The 25,280-nt window shown below is 68.8% G+C and carries 27 protein-coding genes; 16 read left to right on the top strand and 11 right to left on the bottom strand.

Annotation, left to right across the window (positions count from 1 at the left end; genetic code table 11):
- The first annotated feature begins 134 nt into the window (after nt 1–134).
- The 10 genes from paoA (at nt 135) to QTH87_RS18885 (ending at nt 9,176) form a co-directional block, all read left to right on the top strand.
- Entirely contained in the window at nt 135–776 is a 642-nt protein-coding gene (gene paoA / locus QTH87_RS18930) for an aldehyde dehydrogenase iron-sulfur subunit PaoA (protein ID WP_286611462.1), read from the top strand.
- Nucleotides 773–1,723, top strand: coding sequence for an FAD binding domain-containing protein (locus QTH87_RS18925; RefSeq protein WP_286611460.1), 951 nt, complete (start codon nt 773–775; stop codon nt 1,721–1,723). Before paoA ends, QTH87_RS18925 begins: the two co-directional genes overlap by 4 nt.
- Before the next feature lie 3 nt (nt 1,724–1,726).
- The gene (gene paoC / locus QTH87_RS18920) at nt 1,727–3,919 is read left to right on the top strand and encodes an aldehyde oxidoreductase molybdenum-binding subunit PaoC (RefSeq protein WP_286611459.1); all 2,193 of its coding nucleotides are present in this window, start codon (nt 1,727–1,729) and stop codon (nt 3,917–3,919) included.
- Nucleotides 3,920–3,950: 31 nt separating this feature from the next.
- On the top strand, nt 3,951–4,508 hold the full coding sequence (locus QTH87_RS18915; RefSeq protein ID WP_286611457.1) for a flavodoxin: 558 nt from the start codon (nt 3,951–3,953) through the stop codon (nt 4,506–4,508).
- Complete coding sequence (locus QTH87_RS18910) at nt 4,505–5,344, top strand: formylglycine-generating enzyme family protein (RefSeq protein ID WP_286611455.1); 840 nt, start codon at nt 4,505–4,507, stop codon at nt 5,342–5,344. Before QTH87_RS18915 ends, QTH87_RS18910 begins: the two co-directional genes overlap by 4 nt.
- A gap of 129 nt (nt 5,345–5,473) precedes the next feature.
- Complete coding sequence (locus QTH87_RS18905) at nt 5,474–5,959, top strand: (R)-mandelonitrile lyase (protein WP_286611453.1); 486 nt, start codon at nt 5,474–5,476, stop codon at nt 5,957–5,959.
- Nucleotides 5,956–6,354, top strand: coding sequence for a carboxymuconolactone decarboxylase family protein (locus QTH87_RS18900; protein WP_286611452.1), 399 nt, complete (start codon nt 5,956–5,958; stop codon nt 6,352–6,354). Before QTH87_RS18905 ends, QTH87_RS18900 begins: the two co-directional genes overlap by 4 nt.
- Nucleotides 6,351–7,343 (top strand): aldo/keto reductase, encoded by a 993-nt coding sequence (locus tag QTH87_RS18895; protein WP_286611451.1) that lies wholly within the window; start codon nt 6,351–6,353, stop codon nt 7,341–7,343. Before QTH87_RS18900 ends, QTH87_RS18895 begins: the two co-directional genes overlap by 4 nt.
- 18 nt (nt 7,344–7,361) lie before the next feature.
- A complete protein-coding gene (locus tag QTH87_RS18890) occupies nt 7,362–8,345 on the top strand; it encodes an aldo/keto reductase (RefSeq protein WP_286611449.1) in 984 nt (327 codons plus the stop codon).
- Nucleotides 8,346–8,354: 9 nt separating this feature from the next.
- Complete coding sequence (locus QTH87_RS18885) at nt 8,355–9,176, top strand: SDR family oxidoreductase (protein ID WP_286611447.1); 822 nt, start codon at nt 8,355–8,357, stop codon at nt 9,174–9,176.
- A gap of 27 nt (nt 9,177–9,203) precedes the next feature.
- On the opposite strand, the gene QTH87_RS18880 is transcribed toward QTH87_RS18885, so the two are convergent.
- A complete protein-coding gene (locus QTH87_RS18880; RefSeq protein WP_286611446.1) occupies nt 9,204–9,995 on the bottom strand; it encodes an SDR family NAD(P)-dependent oxidoreductase in 792 nt (263 codons plus the stop codon).
- Between the two features lie 131 nt (nt 9,996–10,126).
- Here QTH87_RS18880 and QTH87_RS18875 point away from each other — a divergent pair, with 131 nt between their 5' ends.
- On the top strand, nt 10,127–11,182 hold the full coding sequence (locus QTH87_RS18875) for an NAD(P)-dependent alcohol dehydrogenase (RefSeq protein ID WP_286611445.1): 1,056 nt from the start codon (nt 10,127–10,129) through the stop codon (nt 11,180–11,182).
- Here the strand turns inward: QTH87_RS18875 and QTH87_RS18870 are convergent.
- Nucleotides 11,179–12,693, bottom strand: coding sequence for an FAD-dependent monooxygenase (locus QTH87_RS18870; RefSeq protein ID WP_286611443.1), 1,515 nt, complete (start codon nt 12,691–12,693; stop codon nt 11,179–11,181). The two genes, QTH87_RS18875 and QTH87_RS18870, sit on opposite strands and share 4 nt — an antisense overlap.
- 187 nt (nt 12,694–12,880) lie before the next feature.
- On the opposite strand from QTH87_RS18870, the gene QTH87_RS18865 reads away from it, so the two are divergent.
- Nucleotides 12,881–13,492 carry a Dps family protein gene (locus QTH87_RS18865; protein WP_286611442.1) on the top strand — a complete coding sequence of 204 codons (612 nt, stop codon included), beginning with the start codon at nt 12,881–12,883 and terminating at the stop codon, nt 13,490–13,492.
- 9 nt (nt 13,493–13,501) lie between these two features.
- Here QTH87_RS18865 and QTH87_RS18860 read toward each other — a convergent pair whose 3' ends face one another.
- The 8 genes from QTH87_RS18860 to QTH87_RS18825 are packed head-to-tail and all read right to left on the bottom strand — an operon-like array spanning nt 13,502 to nt 21,589.
- On the bottom strand, nt 13,502–14,653 hold the full coding sequence (locus tag QTH87_RS18860) for an acyl-CoA dehydrogenase family protein (protein ID WP_286611835.1): 1,152 nt from the start codon (nt 14,651–14,653) through the stop codon (nt 13,502–13,504).
- Between the two features lie 11 nt (nt 14,654–14,664).
- Nucleotides 14,665–15,495 carry an SDR family NAD(P)-dependent oxidoreductase gene (locus tag QTH87_RS18855; RefSeq protein ID WP_286611440.1) on the bottom strand — a complete coding sequence of 277 codons (831 nt, stop codon included), beginning with the start codon at nt 15,493–15,495 and terminating at the stop codon, nt 14,665–14,667.
- A gap of 47 nt (nt 15,496–15,542) precedes the next feature.
- Nucleotides 15,543–15,962, bottom strand: a complete 420-nt coding sequence (locus QTH87_RS18850; protein ID WP_286611438.1) for a MaoC/PaaZ C-terminal domain-containing protein — start codon at nt 15,960–15,962, stop codon at nt 15,543–15,545.
- Between the two features lie 14 nt (nt 15,963–15,976).
- Nucleotides 15,977–16,417, bottom strand: coding sequence for a MaoC family dehydratase N-terminal domain-containing protein (locus tag QTH87_RS18845; protein ID WP_286611435.1), 441 nt, complete (start codon nt 16,415–16,417; stop codon nt 15,977–15,979).
- Nucleotides 16,418–16,430: 13 nt separating this feature from the next.
- Nucleotides 16,431–17,615, bottom strand: a complete 1,185-nt coding sequence (locus tag QTH87_RS18840; protein ID WP_286611433.1) for a lipid-transfer protein — start codon at nt 17,613–17,615, stop codon at nt 16,431–16,433.
- Between the two features lie 25 nt (nt 17,616–17,640).
- Nucleotides 17,641–18,459 (bottom strand): enoyl-CoA hydratase/isomerase family protein, encoded by an 819-nt coding sequence (locus QTH87_RS18835; protein ID WP_286611431.1) that lies wholly within the window; start codon nt 18,457–18,459, stop codon nt 17,641–17,643.
- Complete coding sequence (locus QTH87_RS18830) at nt 18,456–20,018, bottom strand: class I adenylate-forming enzyme family protein (protein WP_286611429.1); 1,563 nt, start codon at nt 20,016–20,018, stop codon at nt 18,456–18,458. Before QTH87_RS18830 ends, QTH87_RS18835 begins: the two co-directional genes overlap by 4 nt.
- Nucleotides 20,015–21,589, bottom strand: coding sequence for an acyl-CoA synthetase (locus QTH87_RS18825; protein ID WP_286611427.1), 1,575 nt, complete (start codon nt 21,587–21,589; stop codon nt 20,015–20,017). Before QTH87_RS18825 ends, QTH87_RS18830 begins: the two co-directional genes overlap by 4 nt.
- Nucleotides 21,590–21,713: 124 nt before the next feature.
- Between QTH87_RS18825 and QTH87_RS18820 the strand changes: the two genes are divergently transcribed.
- Nucleotides 21,714–22,724, top strand: coding sequence for an AraC family transcriptional regulator (locus QTH87_RS18820; protein WP_286611425.1), 1,011 nt, complete (start codon nt 21,714–21,716; stop codon nt 22,722–22,724).
- Nucleotides 22,725–22,817: 93 nt separating this feature from the next.
- Complete coding sequence (locus QTH87_RS18815; RefSeq protein WP_286611423.1) at nt 22,818–23,708, top strand: alpha/beta fold hydrolase; 891 nt, start codon at nt 22,818–22,820, stop codon at nt 23,706–23,708.
- A 4-nt stretch (nt 23,709–23,712) separates the two neighbouring features.
- On the opposite strand, the gene QTH87_RS18810 is transcribed toward QTH87_RS18815, so the two are convergent.
- A complete protein-coding gene (locus QTH87_RS18810; protein WP_286611421.1) occupies nt 23,713–24,417 on the bottom strand; it encodes an SDR family oxidoreductase in 705 nt (234 codons plus the stop codon).
- A gap of 206 nt (nt 24,418–24,623) precedes the next feature.
- Between QTH87_RS18810 and QTH87_RS18805 the strand changes: the two genes are divergently transcribed.
- Nucleotides 24,624–24,884 (top strand): hypothetical protein, encoded by a 261-nt coding sequence (locus QTH87_RS18805; RefSeq protein ID WP_286611419.1) that lies wholly within the window; start codon nt 24,624–24,626, stop codon nt 24,882–24,884.
- A gap of 51 nt (nt 24,885–24,935) precedes the next feature.
- Nucleotides 24,936–25,271: a YnfA family protein gene (locus tag QTH87_RS18800; RefSeq protein WP_286611417.1), complete on the top strand. Its 336-nt coding sequence runs from the start codon at nt 24,936–24,938 to the stop codon at nt 25,269–25,271.
- The last annotated feature ends 9 nt before the right edge of the window (nt 25,272–25,280 follow it).

Raw genomic sequence — 25,280 nt, 5'->3', positions numbered from 1 at the left:
TGCGGTGCGGCCCGCAAATGCCGGGCTGACGCCCCCTTGATTGGCAAGGTCTGCTTGCGAGTGCTGCAAGGTCGCGGGGTCTAGTGCGGACCGAGACGGCTGCCTAAAGTCGGTTCAAAGGAGCGGTCCACGCCATGAACATGCCCGATGAATTCACGATCTCCCGCCGCAGCCTGCTCCAGGCGGGTGCGGCTTCCGCGGCGGTGCCTGCGCTCGCATCCGCGCGGGCTTCCGCGGCCCCGGCACCCGCTGCAGCTGCCGGCCTCCCCGTTCCGTTGACCCTGGTGGTGAATGGCCAGACGCGACGTCTGAGCCTCGACACGCGAACGACCCTGCTCGACGCCTTGCGCGAGCACCTCCATCTCACCGGAACGAAGAAGGGCTGCGACCACGGTCAGTGCGGCGCCTGCACCGTGATGCTCGACGGACGGCGCATCAATTCCTGCCTCACGCTCGCAGTCATGCACGAGGGTGCGACCGTCACCACCATCGAGGGGCTCGGCCAACCGGGCCACCTGCATCCGATGCAGGCCGCATTCGTCAAGCACGACGGCTACCAGTGCGGCTACTGCACGCCCGGGCAGATCTGCTCCGCGGTCGGGGTGCTGCAGGAGATCCGGCAGGGCATTCCCAGCCACGTGAGCGGCGACCTCACGGCCGTGCCGCTGCTGTCGGTGGCCGAACTGCGCGAGCGCATGAGCGGCAACATCTGCCGCTGCGGGGCCTACAGCAACATCGTCGAGGCCATCGGCGAAGCCGGCGGGATGAAAGCATGAAGGCCTTCACCTACGAACGCGCCGCCTCGCCGTCGGAGGCGGTCGCCGCAGCCGCGCGCACGCCCGGCGCGCGCTTCATTGCCGGCGGCACGAACCTGCTCGACCTGATGAAGCTCGAGATCGAGACACCGAGCCACCTGATCGACGTGAACGGCCTCGGCTTCGACAGGATCGAGCCCACGCCGGAAGGCGGACTGCGCATCGGCGCGATGGTGCGCAACACCGACCTCGCCGCCGATGCGCGGGTGCGGCGCGACTATGGCGTGCTGTCCCGGGCGCTCCTGGCCGGAGCGTCGGGCCAGTTGCGCAACAAGGCGACGACTGCAGGCAACCTGCTGCAGCGCACCCGCTGCCCCTACTTCTACGACACCTACCAGGCCTGCAACAAGCGGCAACCCGGCAGCGGCTGCGCAGCGATCGGAGGCGTCACGCGCCAGCATGCCGTGGTCGGCTCCAGCGATGCATGCATCGCGACCAACCCGAGCGACATGGCGGTGGCGATGCGGGTGCTCGACGCCAGCGTCGAGACCCTGCGCGCCGACGGGACGCGCCGAACGATCGCGATCGCCGATTTCCACAGGCTCCCCGGCAACACGCCGGACATCGAGACTGCGATGACCCACAACGAGCTCATCACGGCCGTGACGCTGCCGGCACCGGCGGGCGGCAGGCACGTCTATCAGAAGGTGCGCGACCGCGCTTCCTATGCCTTCGCGCTCGTCTCGGTCGCCGCCATCGTGCAGCGCGATGGCACGGGACGCGTCGCAGTCGGCGGCGTGGCGCACAAGCCGTGGCGCATGGAGGCCGCCGACCGCGAGCTGCCGCGCGGCGCCAGGGCAGCCGCTGCTGTGCTCTTGGCCGATGCAAAGCCCACCGAGCACAACGCCTTCAAGTTGACGCTCGTCGAGCGGACGCTCGATGCGGTGCTGACCGACGCGAGGAACTGAACAATGAAATTCGACACCCCCGCCACGACGAACCCGATCGATCAGCTCAAGGTGATCGGCAAGCCGGTCGACCGCATCGACGGCCCGCTCAAGACCACCGGCACTGCACCCTACGCCTATGAGCGCCACGACGTCGCGCCCGATGCAGCCTACGGCTGCATCCTGGGCGCCGGAATCGCCAAGGGCCGCATCACGGCCATCGACCAGACGCGGGCCAAGGCAGCGCCGGGCGTGATCGCCATCGTGACCGCAGAGAACGCCGGCAAGCTCGAGAAGGGCAAGTTCAACACCGCCCGGCTGCTCGCCGGGCCCGGCGTCGAGCACTACCACCAGGCCGTCGCCATGGTCGTCGCCGAGACTTTCGAACAGGCCTGCGCCGCGGCACAGTTGCTGAAGGTGAGCTACGCCCGCGCCGAAGGCGCCTTCGACCTTGCGGCCGCGAAGGCGTCGGAACGCAAGACCGTCGACAGGGACAGCAAGGTCGGCGATTTCGCTGCCGCCTTCGCGCGGGCCGAAGTGAGCCTGGACCAGACCTACAGCACGCCCGACCAGTCGCACGCCATGATGGAACCGTTCGCCACCACGGCGGCGTGGCGCGGCGACCGGCTCACGGTATGGACGTCCAACCAGATGATCGACTGGACGGTGACCGACCTCGCCACCACGCTCGGCATCCCCAAGGAAAAGATCCACCTGATGTCGCCCTTCATCGGCGGCGGCTTCGGCGGCAAGCTGTTCCTGCGCGCCGACACGGTGCTCGCCGCCATCGGCGCCCGCATCGCTAAACGGCCGGTCAAGGTGGCGATGCAGAGACCTCTCATGGCCAACAACACCGTGCACCGGCCCGCAACCATTCAGCGCATCCGGCTCGGCGCCGGCAGGGACGGCAGGCTGACCGCCATCGGCCACGAGAGCTGGTCCGGCAACCTGGTCAACGGCAAGCCTGAAAACGCGGTGCAACAGACGCAATGGCTCTATGCCGGCGCGCACCGCTTGACGGGAACGCGCCTGGCCGTGCTCGACCTGCCGGAAGGCAACGCGATGCGCGCGCCCGGCGAAGCGCCTGGCCTGATGGCGCTGGAGATCGCCATCGACGAAATGGCGGAGCGCCTCGATCTCGACCCCATCGCGTTCCGCGTGCTGAACGACACGCAGGTCGATCCGGCCAAGCCCGAGCGTCGCTTTTCGCAACGCAACCTCATCGAATGCATGCACACCGGCGCAGAACGATTCGGGTGGACGCAACGCAGCGCCAGGCCCGCGATGCGACGCGAGGGCCGCACGTGGATCGGCATCGGCATGGCAGCGGCGTACCGCGGCAATCAGGTCACCCGGTCAGGCGCACGCGTGCGCCTCGACGGCCGGGGCGTAGTGACGGTGGAGACCGACATGACCGACATCGGCACCGGCAGCTACACGATCATCGCGCAGACCGCGGCCGAGATGATGGGCGTTGCGATGGACCGCGTCGTGGTGCATCTGGGCGATTCTTCGTTCCCCGTGTCGGCGGGTTCCGGCGGGCAGTGGGGCGCCAACTGCTCCACCGCCGGCGTCTACGCGGCCTGCATGAAGCTGCGGGAGGCGGTAGTCCAGCGCGCGGGCCTGCCGGCCGATTCCGCATTCGCCGACGGCATGGTGCGTGGGGGTGGCCGCAGCGTGGCACTGGCCGAGGTGGCCGGGGAAAGCGGCTTCTCGGTCGAGGACGCCATCGACTTCGCCGATCTGGCAAGGCAATACCAGCAATCGACCTTCGGCGCGCATTTCGTCGAGGTCGCGGTCGATGCGTACACGGCCGAGATCCGCGTCCGCCGGATGCTCGCGGTGTGCGCGTCGGGCCGCATCCTGAACCCGAAGTCGGCCCGCAGCCAGGTGATCGGCGCGATGACCATGGGCGTGGGCGGCGCGTTGATGGAGGAACTCGCCGTCGACAACCGCCTCGGCTTCTTCGTCAATCACGACCTCGCGGGCTACGAGGTGCCGGTGCATGCCGATATTCCCCATCAGGACGTGATCTTTCTCGACGAGACCGATCCCATGTCGTCGCCGATGAAGGCCAAGGGCGTCGGCGAGCTCGGCCTTTGCGGCGTCGGCGCCGCGATCGCCAACGCGGTCTACAACGCCACCGGCGTGCGCGTGCGCGACTATCCGCTGACCCTCGACAAGCTGATCGGGCGCATGCCGTCGATCGCGGCGTGAAGCCGAAGCCATGGAAGAAGCACGTCGTGCATTGATCACCGGGCTGGCGGGTCTTTCGCTCGTTCAGGTGGCGCAGGCCTCCCGTGCGACCGACGGGCGACCCGCCCGCCCGGCAGCGCCCGCACTCGTCGCGTACTTCTCGCGCTCGGGCAATACGCGCGTGGTGGCCGGGCTGATCCGGCGATCGCTCGACGCCGACCTGTTCGAGATCGTGCCTGCGGCGCCGTACCCGGACGACTACCTGAAGACCGTCGAGCAGGCGCACCGGGAGCGCGACCGCCATATCGAGCCGGAGCTGAAAGCGAAGGTGCCCGACATCGACCGCTACGTGACGGTCCTGCTCGGCATGCCCGTCTGGGGCGAGACCGCGCCGGCCGTCATCCGCAGCTTTCTTTCATCGCACGACCTGTCGGGCAAGACCGTCATCCCGTTCATCACGCATGGCGGCTACGGACTGGGCAGCAGCGAAAGCGTCATTGCGAGACATGCGCCGGGCGCCAGGCTGCAACCTGCGTTCTCGATGCAGGCCGATCAGGAGCGCGAGACGATGAACCGCGTCCATGCCTGGCTCGGAGCGGGCGCTTCGTGACGTCAGGCAACTTCCTGTCGGCCGGCGCCCTGCTCGCAGCATCCCTGCTTGGCTTCATCGCGTCGAGCCGCGCGCAGCCGGCACATCAGGTCGAGCCCAACAGTGTCGGCATGGCATTCGTTCGGGTTCCCGCCGGCACCTTCGCCATGGGGTCGACCGCACACGACGCCGATGCAGCGGCCAACGAAAAGCCATCGCACCGCGTGACGATGAGCCGACCTTTCGATCTCGGTCAGCACGAGGTCACGCAGGCGCAATGGGAGGCCGTCATGGGCAGCAAGCCCTACGTGCTTTCGCGCTCGAACCCGTACTACGACCTGCCCGGCATGGCCGCGCGCATCACCCGGCCGAACCATCCGGCGACCGTGTCATGGAACGACGCGCAGGACTTCGTCGAGCGGCTCAATCTAAAGGAAGGCGGCGTGCGCTACCGCCTGCCAACCGAAGCGGAATGGGAATTCGCCGCTCGGGCGGGCACCACGACCTCCTATTCGTTCGGCAACGATGCGGGCGAGCTCGGCCGCTACGCGTGGCATGGCGAGAGCTTTGCCACGGGGGGCACGCACCCGGTCGGCCAGAAGCTGTCCAATCCCTGGGGGCTGCATGACGTCCACGGAAACGTGTGGGAGTGGGTGCAGGACCGGTACGACCCCCGCGGCTACGCAAGCAGCCCTGTCATCGATCCTCAGGGGCCGGCCGACGGCACCGAGCGCGTCGTGCGGGGCGGCAGCTGGCACAGCACCGGTGATGGCTGGCGCTCTGCATCGCGCCGCGCCTACGCGCCCGACTACCGTGGCATCAGCATCGGACTGCGCGTGGTCCGTGAGGTCGACTGAACACGCGGGATTGGCAACCCCTCCTTGTCGGTCCTTCAAGACGACGCGGTCTAGTTGTCGCCGATGCCAAGACCTACATTGACCCCTCCGATCAGCCAACCGTGCTGATCGCAGTTCAAGGAAGCATGCATGAAATCTCTCGCCATGACCGCCATTTCACTGTCGATGGCCGCCTCGGCCATCGCGCAGGACGACAAGGGCCAGAACGGCCTGCAGATCGCGCGCAATGGTTCGCAGCAATCGACCAAGGGGCCGACCGACTTCTTCTCGGGCACGGTGCGCATCGATCCGCTGTTCCCGAAGCCGAACGGCCCGACGCGGGCCACGGGCTCGTACGTGACCTTCGAGCCCGGTGCCCGCACCGCCTGGCACACGCACCCGGTCGGGCAGACGCTGGTGGTCACGGCCGGTGCCGGCCGCGTGCAGCGCTGGGGCGACCCGGTACAGGAAATCCGGCCTGGCGACGTCGTCTGGATTCCACCGGGCCAGAAGCACTGGCACGGCGCAGCGCCCACCACCGCCATGACCCACATCGCCATCACCGAACTGTCGGACGGCAAGGCCGTCGACTGGCTCGAAAAGGTCAGTGACACGCAATACGAAAGCCCACGATGAAATCCGTCTTCGCCTCGCTTGCAACGCTTGCCGTTGCACTCACGACCGCCAGTACCGCATCGGGCCAGACGCCGGGGCTCGGCAAGGCACCGACAGTTGCGCAACAGCAGTTCGGGGAGATCTCGCCCAAGTTCGCGCAGCTCACCGACGACGTCCTGTTCGGCGATGTCTGGGAGCGGCCCGGCCTGTCCAAGCGCGACCGCAGCCTGGTCACCGTGAGCGCCCTCATCGCGATGAACCGGCCCGATCAGCTGCGGCCGCACATGGTCCGGGCGCGCGACAACGGCGTGACGCAGGAAGAGCTCATCGAATCGATCACGCACCTTGCGTTCTACGCAGGCTGGCCGAGCGCGGTGACCGCGATCGGGGTCGCGAAGGAGGTGTTCAGGAAATGAGAATGCGCAAACTCGGCAACAGCGGCATCGAGGTCTCGGCCATCGGCCTCGGCTGCATGGGCCTGAGCTTCGGCCTGGGACCGGCGACCGATCGCAAGGAGGCCATCGCCGTCATCCGTTCGGCGGCCGAAAGAGGCGTCACGCTCTACGACACCGCCGAGGGCTATGGTCCCTTCGTCAACGAGGAACTCGTGGGCGAGGCGCTGGAGCCCTTCCGTGACGACGTCCTGATCTGCACCAAGTTCGGCTTCAAGATCGACGAGAGGAACGAGACGGTTGGACTCGACAGCCGCCCCGATCACATTCGAGCCGTCGTCGAGGCCTCGCTCAAGCGCCTTCGCACCGACCGAATCGACCTCCTCTATCAGCATCGCGTCGATCCGGCCGTGCCGATGGAAGACGTTGCCGGCGCCGTGAAGGATCTGATCGCAGAGGGCAAGGTCAGGTACTTCGGCTTGTCGGAGGCGAGCGCTCAAAGCATCAGAAGGGCACACGCCGTGCAGCCCGTCGCGGCCATCCAGGATCACTACTCGCTGTGGATGCGTGAGCCCGAGACCAAGAAGTTCGCGCTCTGCGAGGAGCTCGGCATCGGGCTCGTGGCATGGGGTCCGCTGGGCCAGGGCTTCCTGACGGGCGCCATCACGAGGGACATGCGGTTCGACGATCCGAGCGACCTGCGCAAGGACTTCCCTCGCTTCACTCCCGATGCACTGGAAGCCAACTTCAAGGTGGTCGACTTCCTCGAGAGGCTCGGAGCGCGCAAGGGCATCACGCCGGCACAGATCGCACTGGCATGGCTGCTGGCACAAAAGCCATGGATCGTTCCGATTCCCGGCGGCACCAGGGCTGCGCACATCGACGACAACCTTGCCGCCGCCGATGTCGAGCTGACGTCGCAAGACCTGCGCGAGATCGACGAGGCGTTCGCCACCATGAGCATCCAGGGGGCGCCCCTGTCACCCGGCCTGGACGCAGCCATCGATCGATAGTCACCCAAGGAACACAAGATGAAAACCAGACAACTCGGCAACAGCGGGCTCGAGGTCTCCGCCCTCGGGCTGGGCTGCATGGGCCTGAGCTACGGCTACGGGCCTGCGACAGACACCGCGGATGCAGTCAAGCTGATCCGTGCCGCTGTCGAGCGGGGCATCACCTTCTTCGACACGGCGGAAGCCTATGGGCCGTTCGTCAACGAAGGCGTGGTCGGTGAGGCGCTGGAACCGATTCGCGACCAGGTCGTGATCGCCACCAAGTTCGGCTTTCGTGAAGGCGACACGGCCAAGGGTCTCGACAGCCGGCCGGAGCGCATACGGCAGGTGGCCCACGAGGCACTGAAGCGCCTCCGCACCGATCGCATCGACCTGTTCTACCAGCACCGTGTCGATCCCGAGGTGCCCATGGAGGACGTGGCCGGTGCCGTCAAGGAGCTGATCCGCGAAGGCAAGGTCCACCACTTCGGCCTGTCGGAAGCCGGTGTCGAAAGCATCCGGCGTGCCCATGCCGTGCAGCCGGTCGCTGCGCTCCAGAGCGAATACTCCCTGTGGTGGCGGGAACCGGAGGAAGAGATCCTTCCCTTGCTCGAAGAGCTCGGCATCGGCTTCGTCCCGTTCAGCCCGCTCGGCAAGGGCTTCCTGACCGGGGCGATCGACGCCCACACCGCCTTCGACGCCACCGACTTCCGAAACACCGTTCCGCGCTTCGCGCCCGAGGCCCGCGAGGCGAACCGCGCACTGGTCGACGTGCTGGCAGTCATCGCGGCCCGCAGGCAGGTCACGCCGGCCCAGCTGGCACTGGCGTGGTTGCTCGCCCGCAAGCCATGGATCGTGCCGATCCCCGGCACCACCCGACTGCACCGCATCGAAGAGAACACCGCAGCCGCCGCAGTCGAGTTGTCTGCGCAAGACCTGGCGGACATCGAGGCGGCACTTGCCGCCGTTCCGGTCCGGGGTGCGCGCTACTCGGCGGACCGCCAGAAGCTCGTAGGCAACTAAGGAATCGCCATGACCAACGTCACTGTCGTCATCGGTGCCGGATCGATCGGCCAGGCCATCGCGCGCCGCGTCAGTGCCGGCAGGCATGTGCTGCTTGCCGACCTGCGCCCAGCCAACGCCGAGGCGGCAGCCAGGGTACTCGGCGAAGCGGGGTTCGAGGTCACGACCGCCACGGTCGACGTGTCTTCGCGCGCATCGGTCGAAGCGCTGGTCGAGACGGCCGTCGGCCTGGGCGACCTGAGCGGGGTGATCCACGCCGCCGGGGTCTCGCCCAGCCAGGCATCGCCCGCGACCATCCTCTCGGTCGACCTGTACGGCACCGCGCTGGTCCTGGAGGCGTTTGGCGATGTGATTGCAGCCGGCGGCTCGGGCATCGTCATCGCCTCCATGTCTGGCCACCGCCTGCCATCGCTGACGCCCGAGCAGGACCAGGCGCTGGCGACCACGCCGACGGACGAGTTGCTGGCCCTGCCGATGCTGCAGCCGGACCGGGTGACCGACGCGCTCCACGCCTACCAGATCGCCAAGCGCGGCAATGCCCTGCGCGTGATGGCGCAGGCCGTTCGCTGGGGTCGGCGCGGCGCGCGGGTCAACACCATCAGTCCCGGGATCATCGTCACGCCGCTTGCCAGGGACGAACTGAGCGGTCCTCGCGGCGCGGGCTACCGCCGCATGCTCGAAGCCTCGGCGGCAGGGCGCGCCGGGACGCCCGACGAGGTCGGGGCCCTCGGCGCATTCCTGATGGGGCCGGAAGGCGCGTTCATCACGGGCAGCGACTTCCTGATGGATGGCGGTGTCACTGCGGCCTACTGGTATGGCGAGCCGGCGTAGGCCGCAAGCCGGTGGCTCGCGGCGCGGCTAGAACGCGCTCTTGGTGCAGCCGCCGTCGACGCGCAGCGCCGCGCCGGTGGTGCCGGACGCCAGCGGGCTGGCGACGTAGGCCACCAGCGTGGCGATCTCCTCGGGCGTCTCGAAGCGGCGGATCAGCGAGGTCGGACGGGCCTTCTCGAAGAACTGCTTCTCGTACTCCTCGAAGCTCTTGCCGTCGGCCTTGGCCAGCGCATCGACGAAGTCGCCGACGCCGCGCGACTTCGTCGGCCCCGGCAGCACGCTGTTGACCGTGATGCCGGTGCCGGCCACCGATTCGGCCAGGCCGCGCGAGACCGCGAGCTGCGCGGTCTTGGTCATGCCGTAGTGGACCATCTCGGCCGGGATCTGGATCGCGCTCTCGCTCGAGATGAAGATGATGCGGCCCCAGTCGGCCTTTCGCATCGCCGGCAGGCAGAGCCGCGCGAGGCGCACGCCGCTCAGCACGTTGACATCGAAAAAGCGGGTCCAGTCGCTGTCGGGAATGTCCTCGAAGGGCTTGGGCTCGAAGATGCCGAGGTTGTTGACCAGGATCTCGATGCCCGGGTGCTTCGCGACCAGCGCCTCGGCGGCCTCGGCCGTCGAAAGATCGCCCGCGAAGCCGAGCACCGCGCCGCCCGGGCCGGGCGTGATCTGCGCGACCGCGGCGTCGACCGAGGCCTGCGTTCGGCCGTTGACGATGACGCGTGCGCCCTCGGCGGCCAGTGCGGCGGCGATGGCATGGCCGATGCCCGCTGTGCTGCCGGAGACCAGCGCGAGCCTGCCTGTGAGTTGGAGATTCATGGGAGTGGAGGAAGTGGCGGGTTGTGGATCGAAGCGCCCGAATATTGAACGCGGCCCGGCGGCCGTCAAGGCCGTTTTGCGGCAATCCACACCGCCACGTCGGGAACCGCGTTCGGGTAGGGTCGGCGACCATGACCATCGCCCATGCCTACGCCGCCCAGTCGGCCACCACGCCGCTCGCCCCCTTCAGCTTCGAGCGCCGCACGCCCACCGCGCGCGACGTCGCGATCGACATCCTGCATTGCGGCGTCTGCCACTCCGACCTGCACACGGCGCGCAGCGAATGGGGCCCTGCCGCCTACCCCTGCGTGCCGGGCCACGAGATCGTCGGGCGCGTCAGCGCGGTCGGCAGCGAGGTGTCGAAGTTCAAGGTCGGCGACATCGTCGGCGTCGGCTGCATGGTCGACAGCTGCCAGCATTGCCAGCCCTGCGCCGACGGCCTCGAGCAGTATTGCGACAACGGCATGACAGGCACCTACGACAGCCAGGAACAGGTCTCGCGCGCCAACACGCTGGGCGGCTACTCCGATCACATCGTCGTCTTCGAGAAGTTCGTGCTGCACGTGAAGCACGACGAAAAGGACCTGGCCGCGGTTGCTCCGCTGCTGTGCGCGGGCATCACGACATACTCGCCGCTGCGCCAGTGGAAGGTCGGCCCGGGCCACAAGGTGGGCATCGTCGGCCTCGGCGGGCTCGGCCACATGGGCGTGAAGATCGCGGCCGCGCTCGGCGCCCACGTGGTGCTGTTCACCACCTCGCCCGGCAAGGCCGCGGATGCCCTGCGCCTGGGCGCCAAGGAGGTGGTGGTGTCGAAGGACCCGCAGGCGATGGAGGCCCAGCGCAACAGCTTCGACTTCATCCTCAACACGGTCGCGGTCCCGCACGATCTCGATCCCTTCCTGGCCGCGCTCAAGCTCGACGGCACCATGACGCTGGTCGGCGCGCCGGGCACGCCGCATCCTTCGCCGGGCGTCTTCGGCCTGATCCTGAAGCGCCGCCGCCTGGCCGGCTCGATGATCGGCGGCATCGCCGAGACGCAGGAGATGCTCGACTTCTGCGCCGAGCACGGCATCGTCTCCGACATCGAGCCGATCCGCATGGCGCAGATCAACGAAGCCTACGAGCGCATGCTGCGCAGCGACGTCAAGTACCGCTTCGTCGTCGACATGTCGACGGTGCGCGACTAGGGCGCCAGCGACCGCAGCAGCGCGAGCAGCGCCTCCGGATCGCCATCGGCCGCACAGGCCGCCACGTAGGCGTCGGGCCGGACCAGGTAGATGTACCCGGGGTGGTAGCCCGCCGCAGCGGCTGCCTGCACGGAGACCGCGATCGAAGTCAGCGCGTCGGGCAAGGCGACCGGCGCGGCCTCGACCGCGAGCAGCACGAAGCGGCCGCCGGCCAGCGCTTCGTGCAGCCGACCGGCACCCGCTGCGCCAGTGTCGTGCTGCAGCCCGATGTCGGGCGCGCGCTCGCCTGGTGCCGGGTGGCATGAGGCGCCATGCCGGGCCTGCGTGAGCGGGCTGTGGGGGTAGTGCAGATCGGTCTCCGAGAGCTGGTCGACCATGTGCTGGCGCAGCGCCGGGATGCGCCCCAGGCTGCCGACCGCAAGCCGGCGGATTTCCTGCAGCAGCGGATTGCGCAACAGCGCCATTCGGGTCATGGTGCCTGCATTGCGCAGGACCTGGTCGCCGATGGCGCTGCGCTCGGGCGAATAGCTGTCGAGCAGCACAGGCGCCGCCCGTCCGTGCCAGACCAGGGCCAGCTTCCAGGCCAGGTTCAGTGCATCCTGCATGCCGGTGTTCATGCCCTGCCCGCCCGCGGGACTGTGGACGTGGGCGGCATCACCGGCAAGGAAGACGCGCCCGTGGCGGTATTCCCTGACCTTGCGCTCGTTGATGCGGAAGTGGCTCAGCCAGACCGGGCTGTGCAGTCGCTGCCCGGCCGGGCCTCGGTCGTCGACCAGGCGCTGCACCTCGTCGAGCGTGGGCTCCTCTGGCGCCTCGCCCGCGGCCGCCGGTCCGCAGTCGGCGATGACACGGAAGCGCCCGCCCGCCATGGGGAACAGCGCGAGGATGCCATCGGGCGCCCAGCAGATCGAGATGCGGTCGGTCGACAGGTTGCCGTCGATCGCGACGTCCGCCAGCAGGAAATCGGAAGGCTCGGTCTCGCCCTCGAACTCGACCCCGAGTGCATGGCGCACCGTGCTGTGGGCGCCGTCGCAGGCCACCAGCCAGGCGCATTCGAATGCCTGCTCGGTGCCGTCAGGGCCACGCAGTTGCGCCCGGATGCCGCCCTCGCGCTGGGCGAACGAGAGCAGTTCCACCTGCCGCTCCACGGTCGTGCCGAGGGCCGCGAGTTGCGCAGCGAGCAGCCGCTCGGTCTCGCTCTGCGGCAGCATCAGGGCGAAGTTGTAGGCGCTGCGCACCGCGGCGAAGGGGATGCGGATCAGTTCCCGGCCATGGTCCTCGAGGATGCACGCGGCCTCGACCTTCAGGCCCGCTGCCACGAAGACGTCGGCGCAACCCTCGATGTCGAGCAGTTCGAGCGTGCGCGCCCAGATGACCAGCGCCTTGGACTTGTCGGTGGGCGCGGGGGCGCGGTCGACGATGCGTACCGCCACGCCGCGGCGTCGCAGCGCCAATGCCATGGTGAGGCCGACGGGGCCGGCGCCGACGACCAGCACGGGGTGTTGCGTCAATTCGTTCTCCTCGAAGCTGTGCCAAGGATGGTACGCGGCACGCCTCCGGTTGTTGCTGGCTCGTTCGGATGTCTCGCCAGGCGTTTCGGCGCCTGCGCGCGCCCGCAGCGTATCGGCCGCCCGGCCTACACGGGAGGCAGCGCCGCAGGCCTACAACCGGGGCATGTCTTTCTGATGGAGTCCTCCCATGGCCAGTACGCGCCCCAAGCAATCCACCACCCCCGGCCGCAGCGCCAAGCAACGCAGCGAGGTCGTGCCCGACCTGCAGCAGCCCAGCCACGAGACGCAGAAGTTCGGCGAGATCGTCAAACTGCCCAACGGACTGTCGGAGAAGGTCTGCAAGGACAGCGTCGCGCTGCTCAATCAGTGCCTGGCCGACACGATTACCCTGCGCGACATGTACAAGAAGCACCACTGGCAGGTGGTCGGTCCGACCTTCAACCAGCTGCACCTGATGTACGACCAGCACTTCGAGGCCCAGGTTCTGCTGGTCGACATCCTGGCCGAGCGCATCCAGCTGCTCGGCGGCATCTCGCTCGCAATGGCGGCCGACATCGCCGAAACGACGAAGATCAAGCGTCCCCCGCGCGGCCGCGAGCCGGCGGCGGTGCAGATCCGGCGCCTGGCCGAGGCCCACGAACAGATCATCGTGTCGGCCCGAGAAGCAGCCGAGAAGGTCGACAAGTGGGGCGATGCGGGCAGCAACGACGTCTTCGTGAGCAACGTGCTGCGGACCAACGAGCTGCAGGTCTGGTTCCTGACCGAACACCTGGTGGCGGCGTCGCCGGTCACGGCCTAGGTCCGCTCGTCAGGCAAACAACCGGCGCGCGATCAGGTCCTTCATGATTTCGGTCGTGCCGCCGTAGATGCGCTGCACCCGCGCATCGGCATACAGCCGCGCGATGGGGTATTCGGCCATGTAGCCGTAGCCACCGAACAGCTGCAGGCATTCGTCGAGCACCTTGCCCTGCTGCTCGGTGCACCAGTACTTGGCCATGTAGGCTGCCTCCTGGTCGAGCGTTCCGTCGAGCAGCCGCTGGATGCAGTCGTTGACGAAGCTGCGCACGACGTGCGCCAGCGTCGCGCATTCGGCGAGCTTGAAGCGGGTGTTCTGGAAGTCCGACACCGTCTGGCCGAAGGCCTTGCGCTCCTTCGTGTAGGCCACGGTGAGTTCCACCGCGCGCTCGATCACGGCCGCAGCCGGCACGCACAGCATCAGCCGCTCGTAGGGCAGCTGGCTCATGAGCTGTACGAAGCCCTGCCCTTCCTCGCCACCCAGCAGGTTGCCGGCTGGCACGCGCACGCCGTCGAAGAACAGCTCGGCCGTGTCGGACGCGTGCTGGCCGAGCTTCTCGAGCCGGCGCCCGACCCGAAAGCCCGGCAGCTTGTCGGTCTCCATCACGACCAGCGAGACGCCGCGGCTGCCGGCGTCGCCGGTGCGCACGGCGACCACCAGCAGGCTGGCGGTGAAGCCGTTGGTGATGAAGGTCTTGGCGCCATCGACCACGTAGTCGCCGCCATCGCGCCGCGCCCGCGTGCGCAGCGCCTTGAGGTCGGAGCCGCAGCCCGGCTCGGTCAGCGCGATGCCGGCCAGCAGTTCGCCGCTGGCCAGGCGCGGCAGCCAGCGCTGCTTCTGTTCCTCGGTGCCGTAGTCGATCAGGTAGTGGGTGACCAGGTTGTGGACCGCGGTGTTGGCCGGCATCTCGGCGCGCGCGAGCTCGTCCTGCACCACGAGCTGGTAGGCACGGTTGGCGCCGCCGCCGCCGTGGCGCTCCTCCACCTCGGGCAGCAGGAAGCCCAGCGCCCCGAACGGCCGCCAGACCTCGCGCGGCACGTAGCCCTGGCGCCGCCAGCCGTCGAGCTGCGGCGCCATCTCGGTCGTGACGTAGCGCCGCACCTGGTCGCGGAAGGCATCGACGTCCTCGTCCATCCACGCATGGCGATGCAGGCGCGGCAGCAGGGCTTCGGCGCTCACAGCCCCGTGATCCCGCCGGTGCACATCAGGGTCTGGCCGCTGATGTAGTCGCTCTCGGGGATGGTCAGCAGGTAGACCGCTCCCGCAGCCTCGTCGGGCGTGCCGCCGCGGCCCAGCGGAATGCTGCGCTCCATCATCGCGAGCAGGTCGGGGTTGACGCCGACCTTGATGTCCTTGCCGTCGATGCGCTCGGTGGCGCCGTCGGCCGCATCGCCGGTCAGGCGCGTCTTGATGAGGCCGAAGGCCACGCAGTTGACCGTCACGTTCATGCGGCCCCACTCCTTGGCCAGCGTCTGCGTCATGCCGACGATGCCGGCCTTGGCGCCCGAATAGTTGATCTGGCCGGCGTTGCCGAACAGGCCCGCGACCGACGAGATGTTGACCACCTTGCGCACGTTGCGATGGCCGACCTCGAGTTCGCTCTTCGACAGCGCCCTGATCACGGGCTGGGCCGTGCGCAGGATGCGGAAGGGCGCCGTCATGTGGACGTCGATCATCGCGTACCACTGCTCGTCGCTCATCTTCTGGGTCACGTTGTCCCAGGTGTAGCCGGCGTTGTTGACGATGATGTCGAGCCCCTTGTATTCGTTGACCGCGGCGCCGACGAAGCGCTCGGCGAAGTCGGGCGCGGTCACGCTGCCGATGCAGGCAATGGCCTGGCCGCCGGCCTCGCGGATCTCGGCCACCACCTCGTTGGCCGGGCCGGCGTCGAGGTCGTTGACCACCACGCGGGCGCCTTCGGAAGCGAACTTGAGCGCAATGGAGCGACCGATGCCGCGCCCCGAACCGCTGACCAGGGCGATCTTGCCGTCGAGCTTGGATGTCATGAAGTCTGTCCTCGATTGAATGAATGAAGTCGTGAGATGCGGCAAGGTCAGGGCAGCGCCACCAGCGCCTCGCCCGCGATCTTGATCTGGCCGTATTGGTTGCTGCTGTGCAGCTCGATGCGCACGCAGCGCTCGCCGCCGACCTCGAGCTTCTCGACCACGCGGCCGCTGCAGCGCATGGCGTTGCCCAGGTGCGTGATGCCCTGGAAGCGGGCGTCGAAGCGGCGCAGCCGGCTCTGCGGGGCCCAGCGCGTGACGACACGGCCGACCCAGGCCATGCCGAGCATGCCCTGCGCGAAGACGTCGGGCATGCCCGAGCGGCGCGCGACGTCGGTGTCGATGTGAATCGCGTTGTGGTCGCCCGAGGCGCCCGCGAACAGGGCCAGCGTGGTGCGGTCGACCGGCGCGAGCTGCAGCGCGGGCAGTTCGTCGCCGACCTGGACGGTGTCGAAGGTGGGTGTGCTCATGGGTGGGGCGCCTTTCAGTTTCTGCACACGAGAACGCTGCGCATCTCGGCCACGAGCTCGTCGCGCTGGTTGGTGGCGCGCGAGGTCTTGACCACGAACTCGAGCGCGCCGTTCTTCTTGTCGTAGATGTCGGTCACCTGGCTGCGCACCGTGACCGTGTCGCCGACGCAGGCCGGCGCGTGGTAGCTGAAGCTCTGCTCGCCGTGCAGCAGCCGGGCGATCGGGATCTTCAGTTCCTCGATGAGGCGGAAGGCAGCGCCCGAATCGAGCTCGGCCGCGAACAGGAAGGTCGGCGGCGCCGGCAGGTCCGGGTAGCCGGCGTCGCGTGCGGCGGCGGCGTCGGTGTAGACCGGGTCGGTCTCGCCGATCGCCTTGGCGAAGAACTGCAGCCGGCTGCGCTCGATCGGCAGCACCGAGGCCGGGAGCTCGTGGCCGATCCATTTCTTGTCGATCATGTCGTGATGCTCCTCAGACGCGCTCGTAGAGCGTGACGACGCAGGCGCCGCCCAGGCCCAGGTTGTGCTGCAGCGCCAGCCGCGCGCCCTCGACCTGGCGCCTGTCGGCCGTGCCGCGCAGCTGCTGGACCAGCTCGGTGCATTGCGCGAGTCCGGTGGCGCCGAGCGGATGGCCCTTCGACAGCAGGCCGCCCGAAGGATTGGTCACGACCTTGCCGCCGTAGGTGTTGTCGCCGTCGACGACGAACTTCTCGGCACCGCCGACCGGGCACAGGCCGAGCGCCTCGTAGCTGATCAGCTCGTTGTGGGCGAAGCAGTCGTGCAGCTCGACCACGTCGATGTCCTCGGGGCCGACGCCCGCGGCCGCATAGACCTGCTGCGCGGCCGCGCGCGCCATGCTGAAGCCCACCACCTCGCGCATGTCGCCGGCCTCGAAGGTCGCGGGGCCGTCGGTCGTCATCGCCTGGGCCGCGATGCGCACGCTGCGGTCGAGGCCATGGCGCTCGGCGAAGGCCTCGGAGCAGACGATGGCCGCTGCGGCGCCGCAGGTCGGCGGACACGCCATCAGCCGGGTCATCACGCCGGGCCACATCACCGGCGTGTTCATCACCTCTTCCTCGGTGACCGGCGTGCGGAACAGCGCCAGCGGGTTGTTGGCCGCGTGCCGGCTGGCCTTGGCGCGGATCTTCGCGAAGGTCGACATCGAGGTGCCGAACTCGTTCATGTGCGCGAGGCCCGCGCCTCCGAAGTAGCGCAGCGCGAGCGGGATCTCGCCGTGGCCCACGAGCGCGTCGGTCGAGGCATCGAAGCGCTCGAAGGGGCTGGGCCGGTCCTTGAAGACCGCGCCGAGCGCGCCCGGGCTCATCTGCTCGAAGCCCAGCGCGAGCACGCAGTCGGCCGCGCCGCTGGCCACCGCCTGGCGCGCGAGGAACAGCGCGGTCGAGCCGGTGGAGCAGTTGTTGTTGACGTTGACGATCGGGATGCCGGTCATGCCGACCTCGTAGAGCGCGCGCTGGCCGGCCGTGGAGTCGCCATAGACGTAGCCGACGTAGGCCTGCTGCACCTGCTCGTAGCCGATGCCGGCGTCCTCGAGCGCGGCGCGCGTGGCGGTGGCCGCCATCTCGTAGTACGGCGCATGGTTGCCGGGCTTGGCGAAGGGGATCATGCCGACCCCGGTGACGAAGACTTGATGTGTCATGTGTTCTTTCCTTCGGTTCTGTGTTTCAGGTGGTGTTGGCGGACGCGCGCCCGAAGCGCGGCGCCCGCTTGTCGATGAAGGCGCTGACGCCCTCGCGGCCGTCGTCCGAGCGGGCCGCGCGCAGCAAGGCCTCGCGCTCGAGCGCCAGGTGGGCCTTCAGGTCGCCGCCGTACGCGCCGTCGCACAGGCGCTTGATGCCGGCCAGCGAGCCGGTCGCACCCTGCGCCAGGCCTTCGGCGAGCGCAAGGGCCGCGCTCGCCAGCGCCTCGGGCGCGTACAGCTCGTCGACCAGGCCCCAGGCCAGGCATTGCTCGGCCGCGAGCGGCCGGTTGGTCATGAGGATGTTCTTGGCCCGGGCCGGACCGGCGCGCCGCACCAGCTGGAACGAGGCGCCGAGGTCGGGGCTCAGGCCGATCGCCGAATAGCCGCCGCGCAGCTTCATCGCGGTCGAGGCCAGCACGATGTCGGCGCTCAGCGCGACCGCAATGCCGGCGCCGCCGATCGGGCCCTGCAGCGCGCTCACCACCGGCAACGGCAAGGTCGCGAGCGCATGGATCGCGGGATGCATGAGGTCGAGCATCTCGCCGACCAGGCGATCGAGATCGGCGCGCCGCTCGACGAATTCCTCGATGTCGCCGCCGGCACAGAACTGCCGCCCGCGTGCCGACATCAGCACGGCGCCGATCTCGCCGCGCTCGGCCAGGCGCTGCGCCTGCGCGATCGCATCGGCGAGCAGGGGACCGGAGGCGCTGTTGAGCGCATTGGCCGCCTCGGGCCGGTTGAAGACCAGGTGCCCGACACGGTTCTCGACCCGCCAGAGGATGGGGGCTTCGTTCGACCTCATTCCTTCACCTCGTAGCGTTCCACCAGCAGGAACTTCTGCACCTTGCCGGTCGCGGTGCGCGGCAGCGGCTCGGGCTGCACCAGCACCTTCTTGGGCGTCTTGAAGCCCGCGAGGCTCTGGCGGCACCAGCGCGTGACGGCTTCGGCATCGACCGTCGCACCTTCGGCGCCCACGATCACGGCCGTCACGGCCTCGCCCCACAGCGAATCGCGCAGGCCGATCACGGCGCAGTCGGCCACGCCGGGGCAGCCGAGGATCGCGGCCTCGACCTCGCCCGCATGCACGTTCTGGCCGCCGGTCACGATCACGTCCTTCAGCCGGCCGTTGATCGACAGGTAGCCTTCCTCGTCGAGGCTGCCCAGGTCGCCCGTATGCAGCCAGCCGTCGCGGAAGGTCTCGGCGGTCTTCGCCGGGTTGTTGAAGTAGGAGCTCACGGTGCCCGGCGAACGGCCGATGACGGCGCCGGTCTCGCCGGGCGGCAGGTCGCGGCCGTCGGGGTCGACCACGCGCACCTCGGCGAACAGGATCGCGCGGCCGACCGAGCCGGGCCGGTGGGCGCGGTCCTCGGGGTTGCTGACCACCAGCGCGCCGGTCTCCTGCATGCCGTAATACTCGTAGAGCCGCGGGCAGATCCGCTCCGCCACGCCATCGCGCACCGCGGGCGGCAGCAGCGAGCCCGCGAACACGATCGCGCGCAGCGAGCCGAGGTCGGTGTCGGCCAGCGTGGGCTGCGCGAGCAGCATCGCGCCCATGGTCGGCACCAGGTTCGTGATGGTCACGCGCTCGCTCGCGATCAGCGCCAGGGTCTGGGCCGGATCGAAGTTGGTGATGACGTTGCGCACGCCGTGGATCACGGCCCCCGCCAGCCAGGCGAAGCCCACGCGACCGAACATCGGGAACAGGGTCAGCACGACGTCGGCGTGCGTCATGTCGAAGGCCTGGAAAAAGCTCGCGAGGGTGCTGTTGTTGTACTGGCTGATCGCGTAGCACTTGGGCAGGCCGGTGGTGCCCGAGGTGAGGTTGTAGTAGTAGGCGTCGTGCTCGTCGATCTCTACCGCGGGCTCGGCCGCATCGGCGCCTGCGAGCAGCGTCTCGTAGCCGAGCGCCGCCGCCGCATCGCCGTCGCCGAAGCCCACCAACGCGCGCACCGCGGGCAGCTCGGCACGCACCCGCTCGGCCACCGCCGCGAACTTGCGCTCGAACAGCAGCGCGTCGGCGCCGATGTCCTGCATCAGCGCGATCATCTCGACCGGCGCCAGGCGGTAGTTGAGCGGAATGCCCACCAGCCCCGACTTGGCGAGCGCGAAATAGATCTCGGCCACCTCGGCGCGGTTGGTGCTGAGGAAGGCCACGCGCTGGCCCTTGGCAAGGCCCAGCGACATGAGGCCATTGGCCAGGCGATTGCAGCGCGCGTTCGATTCGGCGAAGGTGTAGCGGCGGCCCGTCGGCACGCAATGGAAGGCTTCCTTCGTCGCGTGGCGCAGCGCGGCATTGGTCAGCAGCTGGCCGACCCGCATCTGGCCCAGCGCACGGTGGGGCATGGTGATCGCCGCGCTCATGCCACGTGCCGTTGCCGGCCCTCCCAGAAGGGCTTGCGCAGTTCGGTCTTGAGCACCTTGCCGGCGCCCGACAGCGGCAGCGCGGTGCGGAACTCGATGCTGCGCGGGGCCTTGTAGCCCGCGATCAGCGTCTTGCAATGCTCGATCAGCTCGGACTGCGCGATCTCGACGCCGGCCTTGCACACCACCACCGCGTGCACCGTCTCGCCCCACTCGTCGCTCGGGATGCCGATCACCGCGCAGGCGGCCACCGCGGCATGCTGGGCCAGCGCATTCTCGACCTCGACCGAGTAGACGTTCTCGCCGCCTGTGATCACCATGTCCTTGATGCGGTCGACCACGTAGATGAAGCCGTCATCGTCCATCCGGGCGCCGTCGCCGGTGTGCATCCAGCCGTCGCGCAGCGCGGCCGCGGTCTGCTCGGGCTGGTTCCAGTAGCCCTGCATCACGTTGGGACCGCGCACGATGACCTCGCCAACCGTGCCGCGCGGCACCTCGACGCCCTGCTCGTCGACGATCCGGACCTCGGTGCAGAAGGTGGCCCGGCCCGCCGAGCGCAGCTTGCCGAGCTTGCGTCCCTCGGCCGTGTGGTACGCCGGCGGCAGCACGGTGGCCACCGGCGACAGCTCGGTCATGCCGTAGGCCTGCGCGAAGGCCACGCCCGGAAAGGCCGCGAGTGCCCGTTCGAGCACCGCCTCGGACAACGGCGATGCACCGTAGAAGATGTGCGTGAGGCTGCCGAGGTCGCGCGGCTTCTGCATTGCCGGATGGTCGACCACCATCTGGATCATCGTCGGCACCAGCAGCACGTGGCTCACGCGGTCGCGCTCGATGGCGTCGAGCACGGCTTCGGGATTGAAGGCCGGCAGGATGGTGTGGGTGTTGCCCTCGAACCAGTGCGGCATCGCGACGCCCATGTCGGCCAGGTGGAACATCGGCGCCGCGTGCAGGTAGACCCCGCCCTGGCTCGCGAAGCCCTCGGCCCGGATCGCCAGCCCGCTGCTGCACAGGTTGCCGTGGCTCAGCATCACGCCCTTGGGAAAGCCAGTGGTGCCGCCGGTGTAGAAGATGCCCGCCAGGTCGTCGTCGCGGCGGCGAACGTCCTCCGCCGGGGTGGCACTGGCGATCAGCGCCTCGTAGCCGTGCATGCCCTCGGGCACAGCGCCGTCGCCGCAGTAGATCACTTCGCGCAGCGTGCGGGCCTGGTCGCGGAACTGCGCGACCAGCGGGCGGAAGGTCTCGTCGACCAGCAGCACGGTGGAGCCCGAGTCGTTCAGAGAGTAGACGATCTCGGCCGCCGACCAGCGGATGTTGCAGGGATTCAGCACGCCGCCGCCCCACGGCACGGCCATCTGGTATTCGAGGTAGCGATCGGAATTCAGCGAAAGCATCGCGACCCGGTCGCCGGTCTGCATGCCGAGCGCCTGCAGGGCGCCTGCGAGCCGCGCGACCCGACGCGCGAAGGCCTCGAAGCTCTGGCTGCGGTCACCGCAACGCGACGCGATGCGATGTGGATGCTGCTGCACCGCGCGGTGCAGGGCCTGGGTCAGGTACATGGTGCTTGTCTCCATCCGGACCGAGGGAATTCCGCGGCCTCTTCGTTGTGAGGCCCATGGTAAAAATCGCCGGCCCCCGGCGCGATGGCGCTTCGCTTCGATCCGATGGCAAAACACCTCACCACGTCCACCGCCTGCGATGCTGCGCCCTCCCGTCACGGTTCCGATCGCCTTCGTGCGCGGCATGGTGTCCGGCGTCGAGGGCCGTGGCCATGCGCGCGAGCCGCTGCTGGCCGAAGCGGGCATCGCGCCCGAGCTGCTGCACCAGGCCGGCGCCCGCGTGACGGCCGACCAGTACGTGGCGCTGTTCCGCCTGACCGTGGACCGGCTCGACGACGAATGCCTCGGATTTCTCTCGCGCCGGGTCAAGCGCGGCAGCCTCGCGCTGGTGGCGCGCTCGGCCGTCAGTGCGCAGACGCTCGAGGTGGCGATCCGACGCTGCGCCCATGCCTTCCGGCTGCTGCAGGACGACGTCGAGCTGGTGCTGGTGCGCGAGGACTCGCTGGCCGGGCTGACCCTGCGCATGATCGACGCGGACGCTGCGACGCGCCCCTTCCTCCATGAACTGCTGCTGCGTGTCTTCTGGCGCCTGCTGGCATGGTTCGCAGGCGGGCAGCTGCCGGCCGCGCGCTTCGACTTCTCGATCGACATGCCGAGCTACGCGGGCGACTACGGCAAGGTCTTTCCGGGTCCGCTGCGCTTCGGCCAGCCCCGCTCGGGCGTCTACTTCGACGCCTACCGCCTGCAGAGTCCGGTGCGCCGCAACGAAGAGGCACTGCGCGCCTTTCTGGCCGACGTGCAGGCGCAGGTGATCGTGCCGCGCCGCGGCGACGATCTCGTCAGCGCCGGCGTGCGCGACTACCTGCAGCGCACCCAGCCAGCCTGGGCCGACCTGCCGGCCACCGCCGAGGCGCTGCACATGGCCAGCTCCACGCTGCAGCGCCGGCTCGCGGTGGAGGGCACGTCGTTCCAGGCGCTCAAGGACGAACTGCGACGCGACCTCGCGATCGTCCGCCTCAACACCAGCACGGTGCCGCTGCAGGCGCTGGCCGACGAGCTCGGATTCGCCGACGGCCCGGCCTTCCAACGCGCGTTCAAGGGATGGACCGGGAGTTCGCCGGGAGCCTACAGAAGGCGCGGATTTGAGTAGGATGGCAAAGCGAGGCTCTCATGCGGCCCTTCGCCTTCGTACCTGGACGCGCGCATTGATCTCGACCGCTCACAACTGCCACTGGGTTCCCACATGAGCAGCATCGAATCGACCACCACCATCGCCCGGACGCCACGGGGCCCGATCGAGTACGCCGTCGTCGGCGAAGGCATTCCGGTGCTCGTGATCCATGGCAGTCCCGGCGGCATCGACGCCGCCGAGCTCATGGCTCGCTTCCTGCCGAAGACGCAGTTCAAGGCGATCCTCGTCTCGCGCCCCGGCTACCTGCGCACCCCGCTCGACGACCGGCTCACGATCGACCAGCAGGCCGACCTGCTGGCCGCGCTGCTCGACGAGCTCGGCATCGCCAGGGCCGCGGTCTACACCTGGTCCGGTGGCGGACCCGCAGGCTACCGGCTGGCCGTGAGGCATCCGGGCAAGGTCATGTCGCTGGTCGCCTTCGCCGCGGTCAGCCAGGCCTATCGCGACACCCACACATCGGCCGCCGAGCGCCTGATGTTCACGACATCGGCGGGCCGCTGGCTCATGCGCGTGCTTGCTGCGCATCAGCCGAAGCAGTACATCGCCGGCGCCCTCAGCAGCGAAGGAGACCTGAGCAAGGAACAGCTGGCGGCGCAGGTCGCTGCGGTGTTCGCCGACGACACGAAGCGCCAGTTCGTTCTCGACCTCGGCCCGACCGCCGAGCAAGGCAAGGACCGGCGTGGCGGCTTCGACAACGATCTCGCGCAGTTCGGCCGTATCGAGTCGCTCGAGCTCGAACAGATCGCCGCGCCCACGCTGATCGTCCAGGGCACGGTCGACACCGACCTTCCACCCGGGCAGAGCTACTTCGCCGCCGAAACGATTCCCGGCGCCGCACTGCTCAAGCTCGAGGAAGGCACCCACCTGGCGCTGTACACGAACGCCGACGCCGCGGCCGCGCAGCAGCGCGTCATCGCGTTCCTGCAAGAGCACGCGTCCTGAGGCGCTAGAGGGAGCGCATCAGGCCGCCATCGACCCGAATGTTCTGCCCCGTGATGTACGCACCGTCGTCCGAGGCAAGAAAGGCGATGGTCGCGGCGACCTCCTCGCTGGTGCCGTAGCGCTGCATCGGCACGCTCTGGCGGCGCTCTTCCTTCGCGGGCAGGCTGTCGATCCAGCCGGGCAGCACGTTGTTCATGCGCACGTTGCTGGCGGCGTACTGATCGGCGTAGAGCTTGGTGAATGCGGCGAGCCCGGCGCGGAACACGCCCGAGACCGGGAACATCGCGCTGGGCTCCACGGCCCAGGCCGACGAGATGTTGATGATCGCGCCGCCCTTCTGCCGCTCCATCACCGGCGTGACCAGCCTTGCCGCGCGAACCACGTTCATCAGGTAGATGTCCATGCCCGCGATCCACTGCGCGTCGGTCAGTTCCAGCAAGGGTGACTTGGGACCGTGGCCGGCGCCGTTCACGAGCACGTCGATGCGGCCCCAGCGCGCCATGGTCAGCTCGATCAGGTGCGCAAGGTCCTCGTTCGACTGGTTGGAACCGGTGACGCCGATGCCGCCCAGTTCCTTGCCCAGCGCCTCGCCCTTGCCCGAGGACGACAGCACGGCCACCTCGAAACCGTTCCCCGACAGCCTGCGGGCGGCTGCGGCACCCATTCCGCTTCCGCCGCCCACGACCACTGCAACTTTTTTTCCCGACATCGGTTCTTTCCTTCGCTGATGAACGCTCGAACGACCCGCGCGGGACCTGCCCGCCGGACGCGACGTTCGACATCGTAGCCACCGTCCGGCTGGCAGGCACCGCGCTTTGAGAACCGCGCGCACGCGGGTACTCTCGAACTCCTTCCATCTTCGTTTCGCCCGCTCGTCGCGACACGCGACGCCACCCCTCTCGTCGATTCATCCAAATGAAGTCCTGTTCCTCCTTCTTCGCCGGCGCCGCCACTGCAACGCTGCTCATGGGCTGCGCAGCCGCCTATGCACTCTCGCATCCGAACTTCCAGAACGCCGACGATGCGCTGCAGGTCGCGATCAACCACATCCGCGGCGCCCAGCAAGTCAACGGCCCGACCTTCGGCGGCCATGCGGCGCGCGCGATCGAGCTCATTCAGCAGGCCAGGACGGAGGTCGGCATCGCCGACGAATATCACCGCGGCGTGCGCTATTGAAGGCCCTCGAGCCGCACCGCGGCTGAAGGGAGCCCTGATCACAATCCCCACATGGACCTCCTCAGAACCTTCGCCCTGTTCATGTTCACCGCGCTGGCCGAGATCGTCGGCTGCTACCTGCCCTATCTCTGGCTCAGGCAGGGGCGTTCGGCCTGGCTGCTGCTGCCCGCGGCGGCTGCGCTGGCCCTCTTTGCCTGGCTGCTCTCGCTGCATCCGACTTCGGCGGGGCGCGTGTATGCCGCCTACGGCGGGGTCTACATCGGGGTCGCGATCCTCTGGCTCTGGGCGGTCGACAAGGTGACGCCCACGGCGACCGACTGGATCGGCGCCGGAGTCAGCCTGCTCGGCATGTTCATCATCATGGCCGGGCCGCGGCTGGCGCGCTGACGACCCGCG

This window comes from Variovorax jilinensis (assembly GCF_030316885.1).
Taxonomy (GTDB): domain Bacteria; phylum Pseudomonadota; class Gammaproteobacteria; order Burkholderiales; family Burkholderiaceae_C; genus Variovorax; species Variovorax jilinensis.
Note: the sequence above shows the minus strand (reverse complement) of the source record. Positions and strands in the feature narration are given on the sequence as shown.